This is a genomic window from Affinundibacterium fentianense, assembly GCF_018139545.1.
Classification (GTDB): Bacteria; Pseudomonadota; Gammaproteobacteria; order Burkholderiales; family Burkholderiaceae_D; genus Undibacterium; species Undibacterium fentianense.
This window is the reverse complement of record NZ_JAGSPJ010000001.1, coordinates 365,930-387,535: the sequence shown is the minus strand read 5'-3', so window position 1 is coordinate 387,535 and position 21,606 is coordinate 365,930. Positions and strand designations below refer to the sequence as shown.

The 21,606-nt window shown below is 45.6% G+C and carries 17 protein-coding genes and 1 tRNA gene; 13 read left to right on the top strand and 5 right to left on the bottom strand.

The window, feature by feature from the left end:
- Window positions 1–60: 60 nt before the first annotated feature.
- From glmM to KDM90_RS01655, 3 genes are all read left to right on the top strand, one after another.
- Window positions 61–1,398, top strand: a complete 1,338-nt coding sequence (glmM, locus tag KDM90_RS01665) for a phosphoglucosamine mutase (RefSeq protein WP_212673862.1) — start codon at window positions 61–63, stop codon at window positions 1,396–1,398.
- A gap of 110 nt (window positions 1,399–1,508) precedes the next feature.
- Window positions 1,509–1,585 (top strand) — tRNA-Arg (locus KDM90_RS01660).
- 328 nt (window positions 1,586–1,913) lie between these two features.
- Window positions 1,914–3,266 carry an MATE family efflux transporter gene (locus tag KDM90_RS01655; protein WP_212673861.1) on the top strand — a complete coding sequence of 451 codons (1,353 nt, stop codon included), beginning with the start codon at window positions 1,914–1,916 and terminating at the stop codon, window positions 3,264–3,266.
- A gap of 83 nt (window positions 3,267–3,349) precedes the next feature.
- Here the strand turns inward: KDM90_RS01655 and KDM90_RS01650 are convergent, their stop codons facing one another.
- Genes KDM90_RS01650 through KDM90_RS01630 form a run of 5 tightly spaced genes read right to left on the bottom strand, consistent with a single transcriptional unit; the run spans window position 3,350 to window position 9,260 of the window.
- Window positions 3,350–3,802, bottom strand: coding sequence for a hypothetical protein (locus KDM90_RS01650; RefSeq protein WP_212673860.1), 453 nt, complete (start codon window positions 3,800–3,802; stop codon window positions 3,350–3,352).
- Between the two features lie 4 nt (window positions 3,803–3,806).
- A complete protein-coding gene (locus KDM90_RS01645; protein WP_212673859.1) occupies window positions 3,807–5,216 on the bottom strand; it encodes an FAD-binding oxidoreductase in 1,410 nt (469 codons plus the stop codon).
- 51 nt (window positions 5,217–5,267) lie between these two features.
- Window positions 5,268–5,660 (bottom strand): DUF2069 domain-containing protein, encoded by a 393-nt coding sequence (locus KDM90_RS01640; protein WP_212673858.1) that lies wholly within the window; start codon window positions 5,658–5,660, stop codon window positions 5,268–5,270.
- Window positions 5,657–6,259 (bottom strand): NAD(P)H:quinone oxidoreductase, encoded by a 603-nt coding sequence (wrbA, locus tag KDM90_RS01635; RefSeq protein ID WP_212673857.1) that lies wholly within the window; start codon window positions 6,257–6,259, stop codon window positions 5,657–5,659. The genes KDM90_RS01640 and wrbA overlap by 4 nt, the downstream gene beginning before the upstream one ends.
- A gap of 10 nt (window positions 6,260–6,269) precedes the next feature.
- Window positions 6,270–9,260 carry a glycosyltransferase family 4 protein gene (locus KDM90_RS01630; protein WP_212673856.1) on the bottom strand — a complete coding sequence of 997 codons (2,991 nt, stop codon included), beginning with the start codon at window positions 9,258–9,260 and terminating at the stop codon, window positions 6,270–6,272.
- A gap of 486 nt (window positions 9,261–9,746) precedes the next feature.
- Here KDM90_RS01630 and KDM90_RS01625 point away from each other — a divergent pair, with 486 nt between their 5' ends.
- From KDM90_RS01625 to purF, 10 genes are all read left to right on the top strand, one after another.
- The gene (locus KDM90_RS01625; protein WP_230409543.1) at window positions 9,747–10,994 is read left to right on the top strand and encodes a YihY family inner membrane protein; all 1,248 of its coding nucleotides are present in this window, start codon (window positions 9,747–9,749) and stop codon (window positions 10,992–10,994) included.
- A gap of 308 nt (window positions 10,995–11,302) precedes the next feature.
- Window positions 11,303–12,610 carry an isocitrate lyase gene (gene aceA / locus KDM90_RS01620; protein WP_189344069.1) on the top strand — a complete coding sequence of 436 codons (1,308 nt, stop codon included), beginning with the start codon at window positions 11,303–11,305 and terminating at the stop codon, window positions 12,608–12,610.
- Window positions 12,611–12,780: 170 nt separating this feature from the next.
- Entirely contained in the window at window positions 12,781–13,458 is a 678-nt protein-coding gene (locus KDM90_RS01615; RefSeq protein ID WP_212673855.1) for a phosphoribosylanthranilate isomerase, read from the top strand.
- Between the two features lie 23 nt (window positions 13,459–13,481).
- Entirely contained in the window at window positions 13,482–14,774 is a 1,293-nt protein-coding gene (trpB, locus tag KDM90_RS01610; RefSeq protein WP_212673854.1) for a tryptophan synthase subunit beta, read from the top strand.
- A gap of 140 nt (window positions 14,775–14,914) precedes the next feature.
- Window positions 14,915–15,712: a tryptophan synthase subunit alpha gene (trpA, locus tag KDM90_RS01605; protein ID WP_212673853.1), complete on the top strand. Its 798-nt coding sequence runs from the start codon at window positions 14,915–14,917 to the stop codon at window positions 15,710–15,712.
- Between the two features lie 199 nt (window positions 15,713–15,911).
- A complete protein-coding gene (gene accD / locus KDM90_RS01600) occupies window positions 15,912–16,784 on the top strand; it encodes an acetyl-CoA carboxylase, carboxyltransferase subunit beta (RefSeq protein ID WP_212673852.1) in 873 nt (290 codons plus the stop codon).
- A 93-nt stretch (window positions 16,785–16,877) separates the two neighbouring features.
- Entirely contained in the window at window positions 16,878–18,185 is a 1,308-nt protein-coding gene (gene folC / locus KDM90_RS01595) for a bifunctional tetrahydrofolate synthase/dihydrofolate synthase (RefSeq protein ID WP_212673851.1), read from the top strand.
- Between the two features lie 28 nt (window positions 18,186–18,213).
- Window positions 18,214–19,293: an SPOR domain-containing protein gene (locus tag KDM90_RS01590; protein WP_212673850.1), complete on the top strand. Its 1,080-nt coding sequence runs from the start codon at window positions 18,214–18,216 to the stop codon at window positions 19,291–19,293.
- 24 nt (window positions 19,294–19,317) lie between these two features.
- Complete coding sequence (locus KDM90_RS01585) at window positions 19,318–19,806, top strand: CvpA family protein (protein ID WP_212673849.1); 489 nt, start codon at window positions 19,318–19,320, stop codon at window positions 19,804–19,806.
- 44 nt (window positions 19,807–19,850) lie between these two features.
- On the top strand, window positions 19,851–21,371 hold the full coding sequence (gene purF / locus KDM90_RS01580) for an amidophosphoribosyltransferase (RefSeq protein ID WP_212673848.1): 1,521 nt from the start codon (window positions 19,851–19,853) through the stop codon (window positions 21,369–21,371).
- Window positions 21,372–21,606 lie beyond the last annotated feature (235 nt).

Sequence of the window (21,606 nt, the reverse complement as noted above, 5' to 3'; positions counted from 1 at the left end):
TGGAAGTAATCTAGGAATCAAATAAAGTAAAACAAAAAGATAGAAGAAGAAAGGAAACGTATGTCCCGTAAATATTTTGGTACCGATGGCATTCGAGGAAAAGTCGGTGTTGCTCCAATCACGCCTGATTTCGTTATGCGATTGGGTTACGCTGCCGGAAAAGTTCTGGCGCAACTGGCACCTGCTACTAGCGGCAAACCAACGGTCTTGATCGGGAAGGATACGCGCGTGTCTGGCTACATGTTGGAGGCTTCACTAGAGGCTGGTTTCGCGGCAGCGGGCGTCGATATTATGCTTTCAGGTCCGATGCCGACGCCAGCGATTGCGTACTTAACGCGTGCGCTTAGATTATCGGCTGGTGTGGTTATCTCCGCATCACACAATCCTTACGATGATAATGGCATTAAATTCTTTTCCGCGCAGGGAACTAAATTGCCAGATGAGGTTGAGCTGGCGATTGAAGAAGAACTAGGACGCGAAATGCAGTGCGTTAGCTCTGACAAATTAGGCAAAGCAAAACGACTCGAGGACGCGAACGGACGCTATATCGAATTTTGTAAGAGTACCTATCCCAATGAGCTGGATTTGCGCGGTTTGAAAATAGTGGTCGATTGTGCGCATGGCGCTGCTTATGATATTGCACCGCATGTTTTTCATGAGTTGGGCGCGGAAGTCATTGCGATTGGCAATCAACCGAATGGTTTCAATATTAACGATAAAGTAGGCGCCACGGCACCTGATGCGCTAGCTTTGGCAGTTCGCGCCAATCATGCCGATCTCGGTATCGCATTGGATGGCGACGCTGATCGACTTTTGATGGTCGATAAATTTGGAGAAATTTATGATGGTGATCAACTCCTTTATCTCATGGTTTTAGATCGGATGGCGATAGGAACTGTCGCAGGTGCTGTCGGCACGCTCATGACGAATATGGCTGTGGAATTGGCATTTAAAGAGTTAGGCGTCGATTTTATTCGTGCGAAAGTAGGGGACCGCTATGTGTTGGAGCAAATGCAGCAACAAGGCTGGTTATTAGGAGGGGAGGGCTCAGGACATTTGCTTTGCCTAGACAAGCATACTACGGGTGATGGAATCGTCTCTGCGCTGCAAGTGCTGTCAGCGCTCAAGCGCAATGGCAAGTCTTTAGATGCGTGCTTTGAAAACCTCAGCTTGTTCCCACAAGTGTTGATTAATGTGCGTGTCACGCCAGGCTTTAATTGGCAAGATAACGCCGCATTAGTCGCTGAAAAATTGCAGGTGGAAAAAGAATTAGCAGGCAAAGGACGAGTGCTAATTCGAGCGTCTGGTACAGAGCCTGTCGTGCGTGTGATGGTAGAAACTTCAAATGCTGATCAGGCGAATCAATTGGCACGTCGTTTAGCGAATTGTATAAGCTAAATTGAGTGTAATTAGGGAATCATTCTTGAAGTTAGGAGCGATACCCTGTAATATGCAGCCTTCTGATTTTTAACTCATTTTCGATTTGTCGAGTGGTTGAAAATACGTGTGCGTCGGTAGCTCAGTTGGATAGAGCAATGCCCTTCTAAGGCATGGGTCGGGGGTTCGAACCCCTCCCGACGCGCCAGAAATTCATGAAAAAGATCATCGGAACACGGTGATCTTTTTTTTTGCCCTCGAAGTCATGATAGATAACTAATTGGGTCGAAGTCTATCGTATTGATCTTTGAAATAGGCTGGTCGGTAGTAAGATTTCGAATCGAACAGATTGAGGCTTGGCCAAAGAATCCTATGCGTAACAGGATTTTTACGGGTGCAACTAGTTGATCGTTCTCGTGTCTAAATAAATCTAGTGTTTGATATTGTTACTGATAAATCCGATTGCGTAGCTTGGCATTTTGCGTGGCATTTTTTGTCACAGTGCGCAAAAAAATTAAAAAATCGAAAGTCGAATTATGCGCGATCTCACTCAAGGTTCCATTTCAAATCACATTCTTGTCATGGCTGCGCCAATAGGGATTGGCATGTTAGTCCAAACACTTTACTTTTTTGTCGATCTCTACTTCGTTGCCGGTCTGGGCGACGCCGCGTTGGCTGGGGTAAGTTCAGCGGGGATCGTAAACTTCATCGTGATGGCACTGACGCAAATGCTGAGCGTCGGCGCTGTCACCTTGATTTCTCATGCCGTAGGACGCAAAGACCAAGCAGAAGCAAATTTGGTGTTTAATCAAACCATTGTATTGTCGACGATTTGTGGTGTATTTACCTTGGTCGCTGGCTATTTACTCGGCCCGATTTACATGAAATCCTTGGGTGCCGATGACGCAACGATTTTGGCAGGTAACACCTTTATTAAGTGGCTAATCCCAGGTTTGGCTCTGCAGTTTGCTTTGGCTGCCGCTGGCGGTGCCTTGCGCGGAACGGGCGTGGTAAAACCGGCGATGGTAGGGCAAATGTTGACCGTATTGGTGAACATTATTTTGGCGCCAATTTTGATTGCAGGTTGGGGTACTGGATATGCAATGGGAATTGCGGGTGCTGGTTTGGCGACTTCGATCGCCTCGGCAGTGGGCGTCGTGATTATGTTGGTTTATTTTGCAAAACTTGAACATTATGTCCGCTACTGCTCGGATTCATTGCGCCCCAATTTGGCAATATGGAAAAGAATGTTAAATGTAGGCTTGCCCGCTGGCGCCGAATTTTTATTTATGTTTGTCTTTATGGCTGTGATTTATTCGATCATTCGTGATTTTGGTGCTGCCGCACAAGCCGGATTTGGATTGGGGTCTCGGGTAATGCAAGCCATTTTTTTACCGGTGATGGCGATATCGTTTGCAATTGCTCCCATCGCGGGCCAAAATTTTGGTGCAAAGCTCCCAAGCCGTGTTCGAAATACAGTGTGGACCGCTATTTATATTGAAAGTGGTTTGATGGCGAGTCTAACCATTTTGTGTCAGATTGAGCCGCGATGGTTGATACACTTTTTTACCAATGATGAACAAGTCATCACCGTGGGAGCACAATTTTTGCAAGTAATCTCTTGGAATTTTGTAGCGTCGGGAATTATTTTCGCATGCTCGGGCATGTTTCAAGCACTGGGAAATACTTGGCCATCTTTGATCAGCATGGGGACGCGTGTTGTCTCTTTTGTTTTTCCCGCACTTTGGTTATCTCATCGTCCTGATTTCGAGATCGTTCAGGTTTGGTATTTATCAGTTGCGACAGTGACGCTTCAAGCCTTCATCAGTCTCTACCTTTTAAGAAGGCAATTAAGCCAACGATTGGCAACGATGGAATTAACAGTTTAGCTGGACTTTAGCGGTCAACGCTCAGCACCGTGAATATGTCTATTGGATGATGATAATGGGGTGCTTCAAATTGATTGTTGAGTTTAGTTCTTACAGACGAACTCAGCTTTTTCTTGTGCGCGTTTGAGTTTTTGCTGGGCTTTCATTTCGTTTCTTGGCTGAGAATTCTTCACATCTTCTTTAGCCCATTTGCTTTTCATTTGTTGTGCCTCGCATCGCTTGTTGCGTGCAGCGGCTTTATTTGAAAGTTGACGATCAATTGCCGCTTGTTGGCTTTCAGCCTGATGTCGCGATTTTTCGAGTTGACGCATTTCTTTCAAAGTGCGTTGATAAGTTTTTTTTGCTTCCAGTTGGTCTGCAGGTGTTGGTGCTGTCGTTTTGATATCAACTGGGGTAGAAAGAACACCTTTGCAGGGAACTTGGCTAAATATCGTTTTTCCATTTTCTATGCACTTGAAAACGGCCGTGTCCGCAACGGCATATTGTATAAAACCTAGACCGAGTAGAAAAAAAGATTTATACCAAGTGTTTTTCATGGGATTACTCCAAGATTTTCCCCGGGTTCATTAAATTCTGTGGATCTAGAGCATTCTTAATGGCGCGCATAAGTTGCATTTCGACCTTTGATTTGTAGCGGCGCAGTTCTGCTTTTTTTAACTCACCAATTCCGTGTTCGGCCGATATCGATCCAGCGTGTTGCATCGTCTGGTCGTGCACAATTTGATTCACTATTTTTTGGTGTTCTAGGAATTGTTCGGGGTCTTTATGAACAGGCGAAGAAACGTTGTAATGCAGATTTCCGTCACCAAGGTGGCCGAAAGTGACCATACGACATCCGGGATAAGCGGTTTGTAGTATCGCGTCGGTTGTTTTGACAAAGTTGGCAATTTGTGAAATCGGAAGGGAAATGTCATGTTTAATATTCTTGCCTGCTTTGGCCTGCGCGGCGGAAATAGACTCCCTTATTGCCCAGCAATTTTTCGCTTGTTTCTCTGTCTTTGCGATACTTGCGTTGAGAATGATATCTTGCTCTAGTGCTGTAGCGCAGACTTGTTCTAGCTGGTGATCTAAGTCGTACACGGTTCCATGATTTGTGACTTCGAGCAGTACATACCAAGCACTCGTTTCGCTGAATATGCGTTGGAGTTGGGGGAAATAATGATGAACCAGCTCCAGACTGATTTGATTAATTAACTCAAATCCTGTAAGGCTGGCACCCAATTGTTTTTTGCCTGTCTCAAGCAGTGCGACAGCTTGCTCGATAGAATCCAGCGAAGTAAAAACGGTTTGAGTTTGAGTCGGTTTCGGAAAAAGTTTGAGCACACAGGCAGTAATGATTCCAAGCGTTCCTTCGGCACCGATAAAGAGGTCGCGCAAGTCATATCCTGTATTGTCTTTTCGGAGTTCACGCAAGCCATTCCATATCTCTCCTTGCGCGGTGACCACCTCTAGGCCCAAGCATAGTTCGCGCGTATTGCCATATCGTAGGACTGCAGTACCGCCTGCGTTGGTCGAAAGGTTGCCGCCGATTGTGCAGCTGCCTTCTGATGCAAGTGAGAGCGGAAATAGTAACCCCACCTCGTTTGCAGCTTCTTGGACTTGCGCAAGTAAACACCCTGCCTCGACAGTCATGGTGTGATTGTCGAGATCGATCTTGCGGATTCCTTGCAGCCTTTTTAACGAGAGGACAATCGCCGTTCCTGATTGATCAGGAATGCTGCCGAATACTAAACCGGTATTGCCGCCTTGTGGGACGATGGGAACATGATGATCCTGACACAATTGGACTAGTGCTGCGACCTGTTCCGTATTGCTGGGGCGAACAATTGCGAGTGCTTTCCCGACGACTCGTTGTCGCCAATCTTCTAAATAAGATTTTTGCTCCACCTCTGAAGTGAGAACATGCTCGTTTCCGACGATGGCTTTACACAGGTTGATGAAAGTTTGCATGCTTCTTGGGTTTAACGGAAATTGGGGGGCATGTCTAATAGGGAGTCTGGTCTACTGACTGATATGTTCTGGTGCTGTTTTCTTTGCGGCCTTAGCGAGTATCTTAAAAGGACGAACGTAATAAATCGAACTAATAAAAAACAATATGGAAAGGGTGATTTCAGCTCCCGCTAGGTAGCGCGAGATTAAATCAGTATCACTCATCGCTCTCACCACTCCTTCCATAAAGTAAAACATAATCAACATCGAAGACCATTGCATAGTATAAATATTTTTTTGCAATATTCCTCGTATTGGCAATAATAAAGGCAAAACTTTCAGAACGAAAATAGAACCTCCTGGTTTGTAGGGTGCAAGCCACACTTCCCAAAGGATACAGAGAGCAATCAAGCTAATGAGGCTAGCGACAGAGGTTCGATATAAGAAGCTTGGTTGACTAATCATAGTGTGTTGAGTTTTAAACTTGTTTCTGCAAGACGCTTGCCTAAAGCAATCGCTAAGGTGCGGGTGTCTTCTGTGAATGTTGCTCTCCCATCTAGACCCGACCAATGTGTTGCGCCGTAAGGGCTGCCGCCAGATTTCGTTGCCATGAGTTCAGGATGGGTATAAGGCAAACCTAAAATACACATACCATGATGTAAAAGTGGGAGCATCATCGACAGAAGGGTAGACTCTTGTCCACCGTGAAGACTGCCAGTGGAGGTAAATACACACGCAGGTTTTCCAACCAAGCTGCCAGAAACCCAATCTGCTGCTGTGCCGTCCCAAAAATATTTCATGGCGGCAGCCATATTGCCGAATCGAGTTGGCGACCCTAGAGCTAATCCCTTGCATTCTTGTAAATCGCTTAGTTCGACATAGGGGGAGCCAGACTCGGGAATGGCTGGTGCAGAGCTTTCGATGACTGTCGATACCGCGGGAACCGTGCGCAATCTGGCTTCGCAACCTGGCACGCTGTCGATTCCTTGCGCAATGAGTTGTGCCATTTGGCGCGTGCTGCCATGTCGAGAATAATATAGGACTAAGATAATGTGGGTGGACATATTGATTTGCCTAGTGTTTCATCATGTTTTCTTGGATATAGAGAAGTCGATCTTCAATACGTTTCCCGATCACTGCAGGGCTGAACTCTTCACGCATGGTACGTGATGCCGCGTTCGAAATTTTCTCGTATAAGAGTGGGTCACTTACGAGCTGTTGCATTAGGTCGGCAGCGTGATTTGAATCTGCTTCTGCCCATGTTTGCCCAGCTTGATATACCCCGATATCGTTTTCGATTTTAACTAATTTGTAATTCACTAGAAGTGAATTATCTTGCCGCATGAATTCTGTGTTGCCGGACCAGTTGGTCGCAATAACAGGTTTACCTAAAAACATGGCCTCTGCGGGCCCAAGGCCGTAGCCTTCCGCGCGATGCAGTGAAATGAGTGCATCACATACGTACTGTAAGTCATAAACCTGTTGCCGACTTAAGGTTTCATTGATCCAAATGATGTCATGCCGATGACCGAGACGCGTTTGCAAAATCCGCATATCCTCAGGGTGATGTTGTGCATTTTGCGTTTTGATCACTAACATGGCCTTGTCATTGCCGGATCCAAATGCTTTTTCGAATGCATCAAGCCCAGCTTGCGGATTTTTGCGATCTTGGTAAGACGAGAAGTCATACATTATTAGGAATAAAAATTTGCCTTCAGGTAAACCAAACTCGGCGCGATGAGCCTTGTTGGATATAGAAAAGTTGATCGCATGTGGCATCCTGATGACAGGGACCGGAGAATGTTTTGCAATAGATTCTTGCACAAATGCAGTTGGGACCCAAACTTCATCAAGTTGATTGAATCCTGCACGATGTTCAATTCGCATTTCCGGCAGTTCCCAATGCCAAAAACCAATGTTATAACGCGTGAAAAAATGACTTGGTAGCTGCATTTCGGCTTCCGGCATTTGATCTGCGTTGATATGGAAAACATTGATACCATGCTCTACATCGGTCACGAGTCGTTTATCTAAACTTTGATCTTCAGTCCGACTTAAGTTGTTGCGATTGAAATCGATGATCACGTGTGGAACCTGTGCTGCATCGACTGCTTGAGCAAACTGACGCAGAGACTGACCAACTCCATGCTCTGACTTCGCGTAGCCAATTATATTGATGCCAGGAATGGCAAGTTGACGACTTTCGCGCTGAGAGCTTGGGTTGAAAATAGTTTGACCGCCGATTTGCAATTCTCGAATTTGTAGCGAGAGTTCTCTCGTGTCTTCATTTAAACCTAACTGCTTGGGGACGAAGCTAAGCGATGGCGTTAAATAGAGAATTGCGGGCCATTTGTTCGGTAACTGATCGAGCGTCAATTCGATATCGAATTCGTTATCGTTTACCACGATTTGTTGTTTTGTTAGATCATCGAATCCTATGCTCAAAGTGAGATGATCTGAACCAGAAATTTGTTGACATAGCGCACCGTGGTGTATGCCGCGGATGCGACAAACCGGAGTACTGACTTGATCGATCATAAAGCGAGCTTGCTTTCCGACCCACCATGCTGGCTGATGTTCTTCAAAATACAAACCAGAGAACTTAGTCTGGTGTTGCCTGTTGCGTTTTGCGGGTATGTAGGTCGTGGGTAAGTCTTGCGAACTTGCCGATTTGAGCGGGTCCGGAGCATGGATCTCTATACGCTGAAGTCCAAGGTAGCGAGACCATCGTGACGTCCGAAATTGACGGTAGCCAAGCTTGAGGAAGTCAACGGCATGGTTTACCTGTTGGTATTGATTCATTCTTGCGTGGCTAATTTTCCCGCCCGTTGCGCGCTTGTGTAAAAACACCAGCCCACGCGCCCAAATTGACGCCTTATAGTTTGGCGGCAACGTGACAATATTCGGTTCGGCAGCGAGTGATTTCAAGGCGCGACGAATCGGGTCGACATAGATCTCAGGTATTCCGATCTCTACGGCACCATGATCGGTAAACCATTGGTAGTATGCAAGACGATGCGTGCTTAATGGATTGGGAAACGCTTTTTGTAAATGTGCATGTTCGATCCAAACTGCGCGTAAGATCACAGGCATGTCACCCGATTCGCCATGAATGAAAAAGCTTGCGCCCTCAAAAGGATTTTCTCCTGCCTGAAATCTTACCTCACTATCTTCTCGGTAGAGCACGCGTAGTGCGTTGGGAATTGGCGTGCCATCGCTAAATTCACCGAATGCATAGCGGCATTTTCTCGCTTCGACCAAGCCTTGATTCTTGACCTTCTCGGCGTAAATTAGGGCAAGCTTTTTTGCATCACCGATCGTGTCGAGATTAAATCGATTTTGATGCTTGGAAAAAGGCTTGGGATTGAGTGGATCAAAACCACTAAAGTGAAAAAAACGAATTGGTTTTCCATTCGCGAAATAACGACCATTGATTTCAGTGACATTCCGATGGGCCAGATTCCAATATGCGATGTTGTAACCAGGGTCGCGCAAAATTGCGAACTTACCAAACATACCTGGCGCTAAGTCGACCCATTTTTGATCTGTAAACAGTCCGCGTGAGGGATCAGATACAGCGCCAAACTCAAGTTTTTGTTCCCACCACTGGATAAATGCGTCGGATTCTGCTTGGTTGCCGAGGGCAAGAAAACCCAAATTAAAGGAGCCAGCCCGCATAATTTCGAGCTCACTGGGGGCAAAATCATCATTCAATGGTGCGGTCAAATGGGGCGTGACGACAGCGGCAGCTCCCTCGTCCAATAAGCGCTCGACATCGACCAAGCGGTCCAACACTAAAATGTCTGGATCAATGTAAATGATGCGCTGGTAGCCTTTTTTTCTTAACTGGGAAAACATATACGGCTTCGCCGCAGTGTTCAATTCCATAATGCCATAGCGGAAGAGGAATGCATTTTTGTTCGGCAAGGGCAACTCATCGACCCAGCACGGCTCGTATAAATTATTTGGCTGCGTTGCTTCATCGGAATGGCGTGAAGAGTCGGGACGGTCAACAAACAAAACATGTCTGTTCCAATCGGGATGGGTTGTTTGCAGGGAATCCATAAGGGTATTTGCAAAGGCACCATAGTTGCGGGACACGATGGTGAATACCGCCGTCTTTAATTGATTGTCCAAAATGAATAATCCGTGAAGAGTCAGTAGAAGCTGCGTTAAGGTAATCGCTAGAGTTCGTTGCTAGTTTTTTGCCTGCTCAATGAATTTACTCAACTTCATTTAGAAGGCGGTGCGTGTACATCCTCTGGCATCGAATCTTGCAGCAATGGAGCTGGGAGATAATGCAAATTCGACAGTTCGATATGATACTCGAAGCCCGGCTGAAACTGTGTTTCAGCACGGTTTGTTCTCACTACTTTTGCCGCTTTCTATTCTGCCAAGCGGAATGCTAGTGCATTTGTGTTGAGCTGCCCAAACGAGATGGGGCAGGTAAAACCTTGAGACATTTGGCATGTAGACAAGTAGAATAGTTACTTGAAGCTTCATTCTGTAGATATGTCGTGTTCGGCAAAAAGAAAATTAAGAAAGTGCATTATGCGTGGTTTAAGTTGGGCTCAAATAAAGAATCTTTTTCAATTTGCTAATCGACGTTTACAAGAAGTAAGATTGCCTCAAGTTGCAGGTAGCCTAACCTTTACGACGGTCTTGGCATTGGTGCCAATATTAACGATCGGCTTGGCGATACTAACTGCCTTTCCATTATTTACCGATTTTAAAGCGTCTCTTGAGGCCTACTTCACACAGAGTTTAATGCCTAAGCAGATATCCTCGACGGTGATGGGGTATCTCACGCAATTTGCCACCAAAGCAACCCGATTGTCGGCAGTTGGCGGTGTCGTCCTGATGATGACCGCTTTAGCCACGATGGCAATGATCGATAAGACTTTTAATCAAATTTGGCAGGTGAAACGATCTCGCCCGGTTGTGCAACGGATCGTCGTCTATTGGGCAATCGTGACACTGGGTCCCTTGCTCATCGGGATTTCGATGAGCGCCACTTCAAATTTGTTTGTTGCGACCAATGGTGTGATGAAAACGATACCGCTCCTTGGCACAATTGTACTCACGGCCATTTCAGTCGCTTTTACAACGGGAGCTTACACCTTACTTTACCTGACTGTTCCAAATAGGCCCGTTGATTGGCGCGATGCTGCATGGGGCGGCGTCTTTGCCGCGATCGCATTCGAAATAGCGAAGCGTTTATTTGCGGTATTTATCAAGCAGTTCCCTACTTACACTGTTATCTACGGTGCGTTGGCTGCGGTTCCGATTTTTTTGATTTGGATTTACTTGTCCTGGTTGATTACTTTAATCGGAGCGGTGATTGCTGCCTCTTTACCCGTAGTGAAATTTGAACGCTGGTGGCACGTTCCCGAACCGGGGAGTGCATTTGAGGATGCAATGTCTGTTTTGCGAACGCTTGTGATGACACGTCAATCTGAGGGCAGTGCTGCGGTCGATATATTGCAAATTCGTAAGATGACGCGGTTTGGTGTCGATGAGATTGAGGGGTTACTTGAAAAGATGTTAGAGGTGGGCTGGGTTGCACGACTTGCTACCGACGACGTGATTAGGAAGAAAGCTTGGTGGCACAAGCATGATGCGGGAAAAGAGCGCTGGGTTTTGATTATTAATCCAGCCTCTTTGACGCTGGCAGATGTGTATCGACTTTTCGTATTTGATACGAAAGCGAATTCACCTTTGGCAAATCGGGTTCATCGGGTAATTGGGGATGGAATGGCACAAAGTTTATTTGAGTATTTTGATTTAATGGAAAACTAACCTTATTTTATTTGGAGAAACGTCTTATTGTTGCATTTATATTTGGGGAATATTGCAATGTGAAATTCCGTTTCCACATTGTGAAATTGGGTGGTGTGCTGCATCAAAAAAAAATTTCATTTTAAGATAAGTTGTTTCATATCATGGAATTTAAATTGTAAGTAATTGATCTTTAATAGATAAATATTTCTCCTATGTCTTATATAAGACATTGTTGCGCTGCAAGGTTTGTCCTACTATAGATCTCAAGGACGAACACTTTTTAAGCAATTATTTAAAACCGCAGCAATCACTTCAGGAGAAATACCATGACCCAAAAACTCACTCGTGAACAGCAAATCGCTGAAATCCAAAAAGATTGGGATACCAATCCACGCTGGAAAGGTATTAAACGCAATTACACCGCAGAAGACGTAGTACGTTTGCGCGGCTCTTTACAAGTTGAGCACACTATCGCAAAAACAGGCGCGTTAAAATTGTGGGATTTGGTGAATAACGAACCTTTCGTCAACGCACTCGGTGCATTGACCGGCAATCAAGCGATGCAGCAAGTCAAAGCTGGCTTGAAAGCAATTTACCTCTCTGGTTGGCAAGTCGCTGGCGACGCTAACGTTGCGGGCGAAATGTATCCGGATCAATCCTTGTATCCAGCAAATTCTGTTCCTTTAGTCGTAAAACGCATCAATAATACGCTGACGCGTGCTGATCAAATTCAATGGTCCGAAGGTTCTGGCGATGTCGATTATTTCGCCCCTATCGTGGCTGATGCAGAAGCCGGTTTTGGTGGTGTATTGAATGCATTCGAATTGATGAAAGCGATGATCGAAGCAGGCGCTTCAGGTGTTCACTTTGAAGACCAATTGGCCTCAGTGAAAAAATGTGGTCACATGGGCGGTAAGGTTTTGGTGCCAACTCGCGAAGCAGTAGAAAAACTGAATGCGGCACGTTTAGCTGCAGACGTGATGGGTACACACACAGTCTTGTTGGCACGCACCGATGCAGAAGCCGCTGATTTATTGACCTCCGATATCGATGATAACGACAAGCCATTCTTGACAGGCGAGCGTACCGTGGAAGGCTTCTATAAAACTAAACCAGGCTTGCAGCAATCCATCTCTCGCGGCTTGGCTTATGCTGAGTATGCCGACATGATTTGGTGTGAAACAGGTAAACCTGATTTGGCATTTGCCAAAGCGTTTGCTGATGCGATTCACGCCAAGTTCCCAGGTAAATTATTGGCGTACAACTGCTCACCGAGTTTTAACTGGAAAAAGAATTTGGACGATGCAACGATTGCGAAATTCCAAAAAGAATTGGGCGCGATGGGTTATAAATTCCAATTCATTACTTTGGCGGGTTTCCATGCATTGAACTATGGCATGTTCAACCTCGCACACGGCTACGCACGTCGTCAGATGTCCGCTTTCGTCGAATTGCAAGAAGCTGAATTCGCTGCAGCGGAGAAGGGCTTCACTGCGGTTAAACATCAACGTGAAGTCGGTACAGGTTACTTTGATGCGGTAACGCAAGTAATCCAACAAGGCCAATCGTCAACAACGGCGTTGCATGGTTCTACTGAGGATGAGCAATTCTTTGACGCGAAGAAGGTGGCTTAAGCTAAATTTAGCGTGATGTTGAAGTTGTGAAAATTTGAAATAAGGCGGCTACATTGAAAAATGTAGCCGTTTTTTATTTTAAAGACAGAGAGCGGGCACGAAAAGAAGTGGGTTGGGTTAGTATTCGATTATTAAATAATTCAATGATTCACTTGTAAAGATGGTGTTTTATGCTGTTGTCTAGAAATACTCGAGTCAAAATTTGTGGGATAACACGGGCTGAAGATTTACGCGCTGCCGTAGATGCAGGCGCACATGCACTCGGTTTTGTATTTTACCCGCCCAGTCCACGTTATTTATCACCACAAGCTGCAGCACCTTTAATTGCAGCGATGCCACCATTCGTGACTTCGGTAGGCTTGTTTGTTAATGCTAGTCTCGACGAGATCCAGGCGGTCATCGCGCAAGCCCCAATTCAATTATTGCAATTTCACGGTGATGAATCAGCGGAAGAGTGTCATCGTCTTGCTAGTGCGGTGACCCGGCCTTTTATCCGTGCTTTTCGGGTAAAACCTGACACAAGCGCGGCAGATTTGTTAGAATGCGAAGCTCAATACAAAGCAATGAGTCCTTTATTTCAAGGTTTGTTGCTCGATACTTTCGTTGATAGTTTCGGTGGTAGTGGAAAGGTTTTTGATTGGTCTCTCATCCCAAAAGAACTCGCGCCTCGGGTCGTTTTAAGTGGTGGCTTGAGCGTACAAAACGCGACTGACGCAGTCGTGCGAGTACGGCCGTTTGCAGTTGACATCAGTAGTGGTGTTGAATTGTCAAAAGGCATTAAGGATGTGGCAAAAATACGGTCATTTGTTCAAGCAGTGCGCTTGGCCGATAGCATGCCAGACAGTTAAAATTAGTTTTCCAAGGAATTCTCATGAAAGAATTGTCTTCTCTCGACACTCACAATAATGGATTGTTTGGGCGTCAATCAGTGGGCGCTCAAGCGCCAACCGCAATTTATCATTCAGCTACTTATAATTATCCCGATGCGCGTGGTCATTTTGGCATGTACGGCGGTACTTTCGTTTCTGAAACCTTAACACATGCCTTGAATGAATTAAAAGAGGCGTATGCCAAGTTTCAACATGACCCAGAATTTTTAGAAGAATTTCGATACGAACTCAAACACTTCGTTGGACGTCCATCGCCTATCTATCATGCCAAGCGCTGGTCTGAAACGATGGGTGGTGCGCAAATTTATTTTAAACGCGAAGATTTGAATCATACTGGTGCGCATAAAATCAACAACGTGATTGGCCAAGCTTTGCTCGCGAAGCGTATGGGTAAACCGCGTGTCATTGCAGAAACTGGCGCAGGTCAACATGGTGTGGCGACTGCGACAATTTGTGCACGTTTTGGTTTGGAGTGCGTAGTTTATATGGGCTCAGAAGACGTTAAACGCCAAGCGCAAAATGTGTATCGCATGAAGCTCTTGGGTGCAACCGTAGTGCCAGTTGAATCTGGATCTAAAACATTAAAAGATGCGCTGAACGAAGCGATGCGTGATTGGGTCGCGAATGTCGATAATACTTTCTATATTATTGGCACGGTGGCGGGGCCGCACCCTTATCCTATGATGGTACGTGATTTTCAATCTGTGATTGGTGAAGAATGTTTATGGCAGATGCCCGAAGTAGCAGGTCGTCAGCCTGATGTCGTCACTGCATGTGTGGGTGGTGGTTCGAATGCGATGGGTATCTTTTATCCTTACATCGATTTAAAAGAAGTACAGTTGATTGGTGTCGAGGCAGCAGGTGAGGGCTTGGAAACAGGAAAACACTCTGCATCTTTAACGGCTGGTTCGCCAGGTGTTTTGCACGGCAATCGGACTTATTTAATGCAAGATGCGAATGGGCAAGTGATTGAGACCCATTCGGTTTCTGCTGGGCTAGATTATCCAGGGGTTGGTCCAGAACATGCGTGGCTCAAAGACTCTGGTCGTGCGCAGTATGCCACGATTACCGACGAGGAAGCGCTCAAAGCGTTTCATGATTGTTGTCGTATCGAAGGCATTATCCCGGCATTGGAATCTAGTCATGCATTGGCCTATGCTGCGAAGTTGGCGGCGACTTTGCCAAAAGATAAAATTGTCTTGGCAAACTTGTCAGGTCGCGGTGACAAAGACATGCATACCGTTGCGGAACGTGCTGGATTGAAGTTTTACTGATCACGTGCGCAAGCGCATAAATACAGCGTGAATTTCTGCATTCAAAAAAGCCAAGTACCGCATATGCGAATGAAATTCGTTAATGCCGGTACTGCGCTTCCCAATTAACTTCTACTTATTGAAGATGGATAGCAAACACTATGTCCCGAATTCAAACATGTTTGGCCGCATTGGCGGCAAAAAATAAAAAAGGCTTGATTCCATTTATCACCGCGGGTGATCCTGATCCCGAATTAACTTTGCCATTGATGCATGCCTTAGTTGAGGGTGGTGCCGATATTATTGAGTTGGGGGTGCCATTTTCTGACCCTATGGCGGATGGTCCGGTGATTCAGCGAGCGTCTGAGCGTGCTCTGCTGAAAGGTGTAGGATTGCGTGATGTGTTGGCAATCGTGAAGCAATTTCGCGAAGCGAACCAAGTGACTCCCGTTGTATTGATGGGCTATGCCAATCCAATAGAGCGCATGGGGCAAGAGCAATTTATTCAGGTGGCTTCTGATGTTGGTGTCGATGGCGTGTTAGTAGTTGATTATCCTCCAGAGGAATGCGAATACTTTGCGGAAAATATGCATAAAAATGGCATGGATACGATTTTCCTATTGGCACCGACCTCGACTGATGAGCGCATCGCACAAGTTGGAAAAATTGCGACCGGCTATGTGTATTATGTTTCGTTAAAAGGTGTTACTGGCTCGGGGGCGTTGGATTTGGATGCCGTTGCGGCAATGATTCCTCGCATCAAAAAGCATGTCAATGTGCCAGTGGGCGTTGGTTTTGGAATTCGCGATGGGGCCACTGCGAAGGCGATTTCCTCTGTTTCGGATGCGGTCGTGATTGGTTCGAGAATTATTCAAGAATTGGAAAATACCCCGAGAGACCAAGCGGTATCGGCGGTGCAGCAATTCATATCAGAGATTCGTCGCGCACTGGATAGCTGAATTTGCATTAATTGCAAGTTTGATTGGAAATGAAAGCGAATTCGAATATTTCACATCTTTCTCGATTTAGTTGTTGAATACCTATCTGAGTCGCAATTGGCGCGGAAATAGAATAGAATACGCGCCAATTACAGCATTCCACGAAGAATGCGCCCCCGTTTGATGTCATAAATCATCAAGCAGATATGAGGAGAGAACTATGAGTTGGTTAGAGAAATTACTTCCCCCACGTATTCAACGCTCTGAGACGGCAAATCGCCGTTCCATGCCAGAAGGTTTATGGGTTAAATGTCCATCTTGTGAAGCTGTTTTATATCGTTCAGATTTAGAAGCAAATGTGCATGTTTGTTCTAAATGTGATCACCATTTACGAATTAGTGCGCGTGAGCGTCTGGATGCCTTGCTCGATACGGGAGGCCGTTACGAAATTGGGCACGAAGTAGTACCTGTCGATACGCTTAAATTTAAAGACAGCAAAAAATATCCTGAACGTATTAAAGATGCGATGGATAGTACAAACGAAACAGATGCATTGGTTGTGATGGGGGGATCGATAATGTCTGTTCCCGCAGTCGTTGCTTGTTTTGAATTTGGATTCATGGGCGGCTCGATGGGGTCCGTCGTCGGAGAACGCTTTGTTCGTGGCGTGCAAGCAGCATTAGAGCAAAAAGTACCTTTCATCTGCTTTACCGCGACGGGTGGTGCACGCATGCAAGAGGGCCTGCTTTCGTTAATGCAAATGGCAAAGACAACGGCAATGCTAACAAAGTTAACAGAAAAGAAATTGCCATTTATCTCTGTGCTGACTGATCCTACAATGGGAGGCGTTTCTGCTTCGTTCGCGTTCATGGGGGATGTGGTGATTGCTGAGCCAAAAGCATTAATAGGATTTGCTGGTCCTCGAGTGATTGAAAATACAGTTCGGGAGAAACTTCCAGAAGGATTTCAACGTGCTGAATTTTTGCTGCAAAAGGGTGCGGTTGATATGGTCGTTGATCGACGCAAGTTGCGGGAAGAGTTGGCTCGTTTGATGGCCTTACTGCAAAACCAACCAGTGGAAGCCGTTTCCTAATTTATATCAAGATTGTGGAGCCTGAGGATGTTTGCTAAATAAGCAAAGATCTTCAGGCTCTTTTTTATTGTTACGTTTCTTTTGATTCTCACTATGACAAGTCCTACTCACTCGGCTTTGGCACCTACAAAATTGGCTGACTGGCTCTCCCTCTTGGAAACACGCCACTCCAAAGAGATAGACATGGGACTGGAGAGAGTCATGAAGGTCAAGAATGCATTAGATCTCCAATACTCCTGTCCAGTGATTATGGTGGCAGGAACCAATGGTAAAGGTTCTACCTGTGCGATGCTTGAGTCGATCTTCATTCAGGCAGGGTATCGGGTCGGGCTCTATAGCAAGCCGCACTTTCTTGATTTTAATGAGCGAGCTAGGGTCAACGGTGTACCGTTAGATGATGAAAGTTTTGTCAAAGCATTTGATGTGGTGGAAGCGGCACGCAAAGAAATTTCGCTGACTTACTTTGAATTTACAACGCTGGCTATTTGTAAGCTTCTTGCAGATGCTCCGCTCGATGTGGTGATTCTGGAAGTTGGGTTGGGTGGGCGATTAGATGCAGTCAATGTGATCGATGCAGATGTTTCTATTGTGACGAGCGTTGATATTGACCATGTCGATTATTTGGGTGATACGCGTGAAAAAATAGGATTTGAAAAAGCGGGTATTTTTCGCCAAGGTAAAGTTGCAATATGTAGCGATCCACAAGCTCCACAAAGTCTTATCGATCACGCTTTAGCAATCGGTGCCGATTTGCGTCTTTTTGGGCGCGACTTCAACTATAACGGTGATAAGCAACAATGGAATTTTGGTGGGCGAGAGCAAAGAAGGAATTCATTGGCTTATCCAAGTCTTCGTGGCGCCAACCAACTGTTAAACGCCTCGGCTGTACTTGCCGCATTGGAAGCATTGCGTGATCAGTTGCCTGTTGGGGCACAAGAAGTACGAACTGGATTGGTGATGGTTGATCTTCCTGGCCGTTTCCAAGTTTTGCCAGGAAGACCGACAGTCGTTTTGGACGTGGCGCACAATCCTCACGCGGCAGCGACTTTATCGCAGAATTTAGATAATATGGGCTTTCATGCTTACACCTATGCTATTTTTGGCTCCATGCTCGATAAAGACATTCTAGGTGTCATCGCGCATATGGCAGGGAAAATTGATCATTGGTGTCTTTGTGATTTGCCGTTGCCACGTGCGGCATCTTCTGATCAATTGCTGAATTATTTGCACGACGCCAACGTGACCGAGGATAAGGATCATAGTTTGCATCAATTTAAAAGTCCTGAAGATGCCTATATGTTTGCGATGAGCAAAGCAGGGGAAAATGATAGAATAGTGGTCTTCGGTTCATTTTTAACGGTAGCAGGCGTTATGCGAGCCAGAAGAAACGCTCAATCCTAAGCGACTTACCCAAGAAAACTAATTTGCTATGAGCCTAGACTCACTATTTAAGCAAAATAATAAGAATAAAAATTCCAGCGAAGCGTCTGATGAGAGCGTTAGCGGTGAATTTCGTTCGCGTGCTGAAGAAGACAGTATTGCGGCGAGTGAGTCGGCAACGAGATCGAAACCATCTCGATCAACTAAACGCCAAGCGAACAACGCCAGAAAACAAACAGACGACACCGCATTACCAGAGAAAAAGCGGGCACGCAGACGTTTAATTGGTGCTGTTACTCTGGTTTTAGGTGCGGTCATTGGATTGCCGATGGTTTTCGATTCTGAACCCAAACCTTCGAATCAACAGATTGCAATTGAATTTCCTTCAAAAGAGGGCAGCTCCTCCGGCATACAGCGGGGTCCGACTGCAAATTCTGCCCCGCTTGGTACAATGAATTCTGGCATGACGCAAGGTATCGATAAGGCGGAAGAATTGCTTGATGCACCGCCAGTCACAGTGCCGAAATCGACAGAAGTGCACGACCAATTAAATGAAGAGATAAAGAGTCCAGCGCCTGCTTCGACATCAAAGTTAGATACACGAACAATCGCTAAAGTTGAAACTAAAACAAATAACTCGACTAGTTCCGACACTGCAATAGTGCAGAAGAGTGACGCCACAGTGCCGGCAAAAAATCCTGGCACCAATTCGCTTCCAGTAACGAACAAATTGTCTTCGGATCCGATCAAAAAAATGGATGCCAAGCATGATCAGAAAGCGGATGTAAAGCGCGATAATGCAGACGATGCAGCACGTGCTTTGGCCTTGTTAGAAGGCCGTAGTTTTCCTGAAAAGGATGTGAAGTCGAATGCTAAAAATACAAAATCTGAGACCGCCGATGGGCATTTTCTGATACAAGTTGCAGCGCTCAATAGCCCTGTCAAAGTACGTGAATTGCAGACGAAAATGAAGAGTGCCAACATTGCCTCGTACACACAAAAGATAGTAACGAAAAATGGTGAGGTTATTCGCGTCCGAGTTGGTCCATTTAATACGAAATCAGAAGCAGAAAAGATGCGTGCAAAGTTAGCCAAGCTCGGGTTGAATGGTTCGCTTTTACCCAATTGAAAATGTAGAGAAACGGATTGAAACGTGACTTTATTTGATTACATTGTGCTGTTCATTATCATTTGTTCGGTTGTTATTAGTACCTTGCGTGGATTAGTGAAAGAAATCTTGTCTTTAATCAGTTGGATCGTTGCGCTTGTGGTTGCCAATGCTTTTGGCGCGAATGTCGCAGAATGGCTACCCAATGCGATTCCAGGGCATTTAAGTCGAATGATCGTCGCATTTTTAGCCTTATTTATTGGGGTGCGATTGTTGATGGCATTGCTCATGCGTGCCGTGGATGCACTCATTAAAGCAAGTGGTTTGAGTTTGGCTGACCGAGGTTTAGGCGGATTATTTGGATTTGCGCGCGGATTAGTGATTGTGATGGCAATGGTATTGGTTAGTGGTATGACGGCGATTCCTCAACAAGCTTTTTGGCGAGATGCGCTCTTGAGTCCCTTAGCTGTCAGTGCTGTGAAAACGATCATGCCATTTTTACCCGGTTCTGTTACCCAACATGTGAAGTTGTAGGGCCAGTAATTTTCTTTTTCTTTTTGTTTTTTTAGGAGTCCACCATGTGTGGCATCGTTGGCGTAGTTTCAAAAAATCCTGTTAATCAATTGATCTATGATGCGCTGCTTTTGCTTCAGCATCGCGGTCAAGATGCTGCCGGCATTGCGACCAGTCATGGCAGTAAATTTGCCATGCATAAAGCAAATGGCTTGGTTCGCGATGTGTTTCGGACACGAAATATGCGTTCCTTGCCCGGAAACATCGGTATCGGTCAAGTACGTTATCCAACCGCGGGTTCGACTAGCGAAGAGGAAGCGCAGCCATTTTACGTGAATGCCCCTTTTGGTATCGTGCTCGCTCACAATGGAAATTTGACAAATGCTGGTGAATTAAAGGTCGAATTGTTTAAGAATGACTATCGACATTTGAATACCGATTCGGATTCTGAAGTTCTGCTAAATATTTTGGCGCATCAGATTCAAGAGGTCGTGAGCGGCTATTCTTTGGATCCGGTTTCTTTGTTTCGAGCGGTTGCCATGTTGCATCGCCGTGTGCGCGGATCGTATGCCGTTGTTGCTCAGATCGCTGGTCACGGTATGCTGGCTTTCCGTGATCCATTTGGTATTCGTCCATTGTGTTTGGGGTCCGCGCAAACAGATAATGGCATCGAATACATGTTGGCAAGTGAGTCGGTGGCTTTGGAAGGAACTGGCTTCAAATTCGAACGAGACGTGGCGCCTGGAGAAGCAATTTTTATCGATTTGGATGGTCAACTTTATAGCGAACAATGTGCTGAAAACCCAAGCCTCAATCCTTGTGCGTTTGAATTTGTTTATTTGGCCCGTCCTGACTCAACTATTGATGGTACGTCTGTCTATCAAACCCGTCTCAACATGGGTAATTATTTGGCAGAGAAAATTCGCTCGCAATTTGCAGCGGGTGATATTGATGTGGTGATGCCTATTCCCGATTCTTCACGTCCATCCGCGATGGAATTAGCTAAGTCTTTGAATTTAGACTATCGAGAAGGATTCATAAAGAATCGTTATATCGGGCGTACTTTTATGATGCCTGGTCAAGCAATTCGCAAAAAGTCTGTGCGTCAAAAATTGAATGCGATCGCTTCTGAATTCAAGGGCAAGAATGTTTTATTGGTCGATGATTCCATCGTTCGAGGGACGACCAGTCGTGAAATCGTTCAGATGGCACGCGAATCAGGTGCACGTAAAGTAATCTTTGCATCTGCCGCTCCACCAGTACAATATCCCAATGTGTACGGGATTGATATGCCAACGCGAAGCGAATTGATTGCCTATGGACGTTCGCAAGAAGAAATTTGCCGTGAAATTACGGCCGACGCTTTGGTTTACCAAGATGTCGCGGATATGAAGCGGGCAATCTCTGATGCGAATCCTGTTTTGAAGAGCATAGAGGCATCTTGCTTTGACGGTTTTTATATTACAGGCGATGTAACCCCTGACTATTTGGATCGCTTGGAAGCTGCGAGGAACGGGACTCGATCGGACAAAGAAGATATGGTTCGTTCGCAATTAAATCTCAATTTGTCTTCAAGTGCCGACTAGAACCGTCTGTCTGACGACATCTACACACAAGACGCCATCTTAAGATGGCGTTTTTTTTCGCGATTTTGTAGGGGATGTTTGTCTAGACCGATGCACTAACAATGGTTGGGTGTTTGGAAATTGGGCTGATGCGTGGGTTCTGATTAATCGCGACTGTGTCTCCACTTTTTTAAATTTTAAATGGTCGGAAACGACTTTACGTTTTGGATTTATTTAGTTTGCTATAGATGTGTCC

Coding starts and splice junctions, on each gene's coding strand:
- glmM (WP_212673862.1), top strand. CDS start 61: ATGTCCCGTAAATATTTTGGTACCGATGGCATTCGAGGAAAAGTCGGT.
- KDM90_RS01655 (WP_212673861.1), top strand. CDS start 1,914: ATGCGCGATCTCACTCAAGGTTCCATTTCAAATCACATTCTTGTCATG.
- KDM90_RS01650 (WP_212673860.1), bottom strand. CDS start 3,802: ATGAAAAACACTTGGTATAAATCTTTTTTTCTACTCGGTCTAGGTTTT.
- KDM90_RS01645 (WP_212673859.1), bottom strand. CDS start 5,216: ATGCAAACTTTCATCAACCTGTGTAAAGCCATCGTCGGAAACGAGCAT.
- KDM90_RS01640 (WP_212673858.1), bottom strand. CDS start 5,660: ATGATTAGTCAACCAAGCTTCTTATATCGAACCTCTGTCGCTAGCCTC.
- wrbA (WP_212673857.1), bottom strand. CDS start 6,259: ATGTCCACCCACATTATCTTAGTCCTATATTATTCTCGACATGGCAGC.
- KDM90_RS01630 (WP_212673856.1), bottom strand. CDS start 9,260: ATGGATTCCCTGCAAACAACCCATCCCGATTGGAACAGACATGTTTTG.
- KDM90_RS01625 (WP_230409543.1), top strand. CDS start 9,747: ATGCGTGGTTTAAGTTGGGCTCAAATAAAGAATCTTTTTCAATTTGCT.
- aceA (WP_189344069.1), top strand. CDS start 11,303: ATGACCCAAAAACTCACTCGTGAACAGCAAATCGCTGAAATCCAAAAA.
- KDM90_RS01615 (WP_212673855.1), top strand. CDS start 12,781: ATGCTGTTGTCTAGAAATACTCGAGTCAAAATTTGTGGGATAACACGG.
- trpB (WP_212673854.1), top strand. CDS start 13,482: ATGAAAGAATTGTCTTCTCTCGACACTCACAATAATGGATTGTTTGGG.
- trpA (WP_212673853.1), top strand. CDS start 14,915: ATGTCCCGAATTCAAACATGTTTGGCCGCATTGGCGGCAAAAAATAAA.
- accD (WP_212673852.1), top strand. CDS start 15,912: ATGAGTTGGTTAGAGAAATTACTTCCCCCACGTATTCAACGCTCTGAG.
- folC (WP_212673851.1), top strand. CDS start 16,878: ATGACAAGTCCTACTCACTCGGCTTTGGCACCTACAAAATTGGCTGAC.
- KDM90_RS01590 (WP_212673850.1), top strand. CDS start 18,214: ATGAGCCTAGACTCACTATTTAAGCAAAATAATAAGAATAAAAATTCC.
- purF (WP_212673848.1), top strand. CDS start 19,851: ATGTGTGGCATCGTTGGCGTAGTTTCAAAAAATCCTGTTAATCAATTG.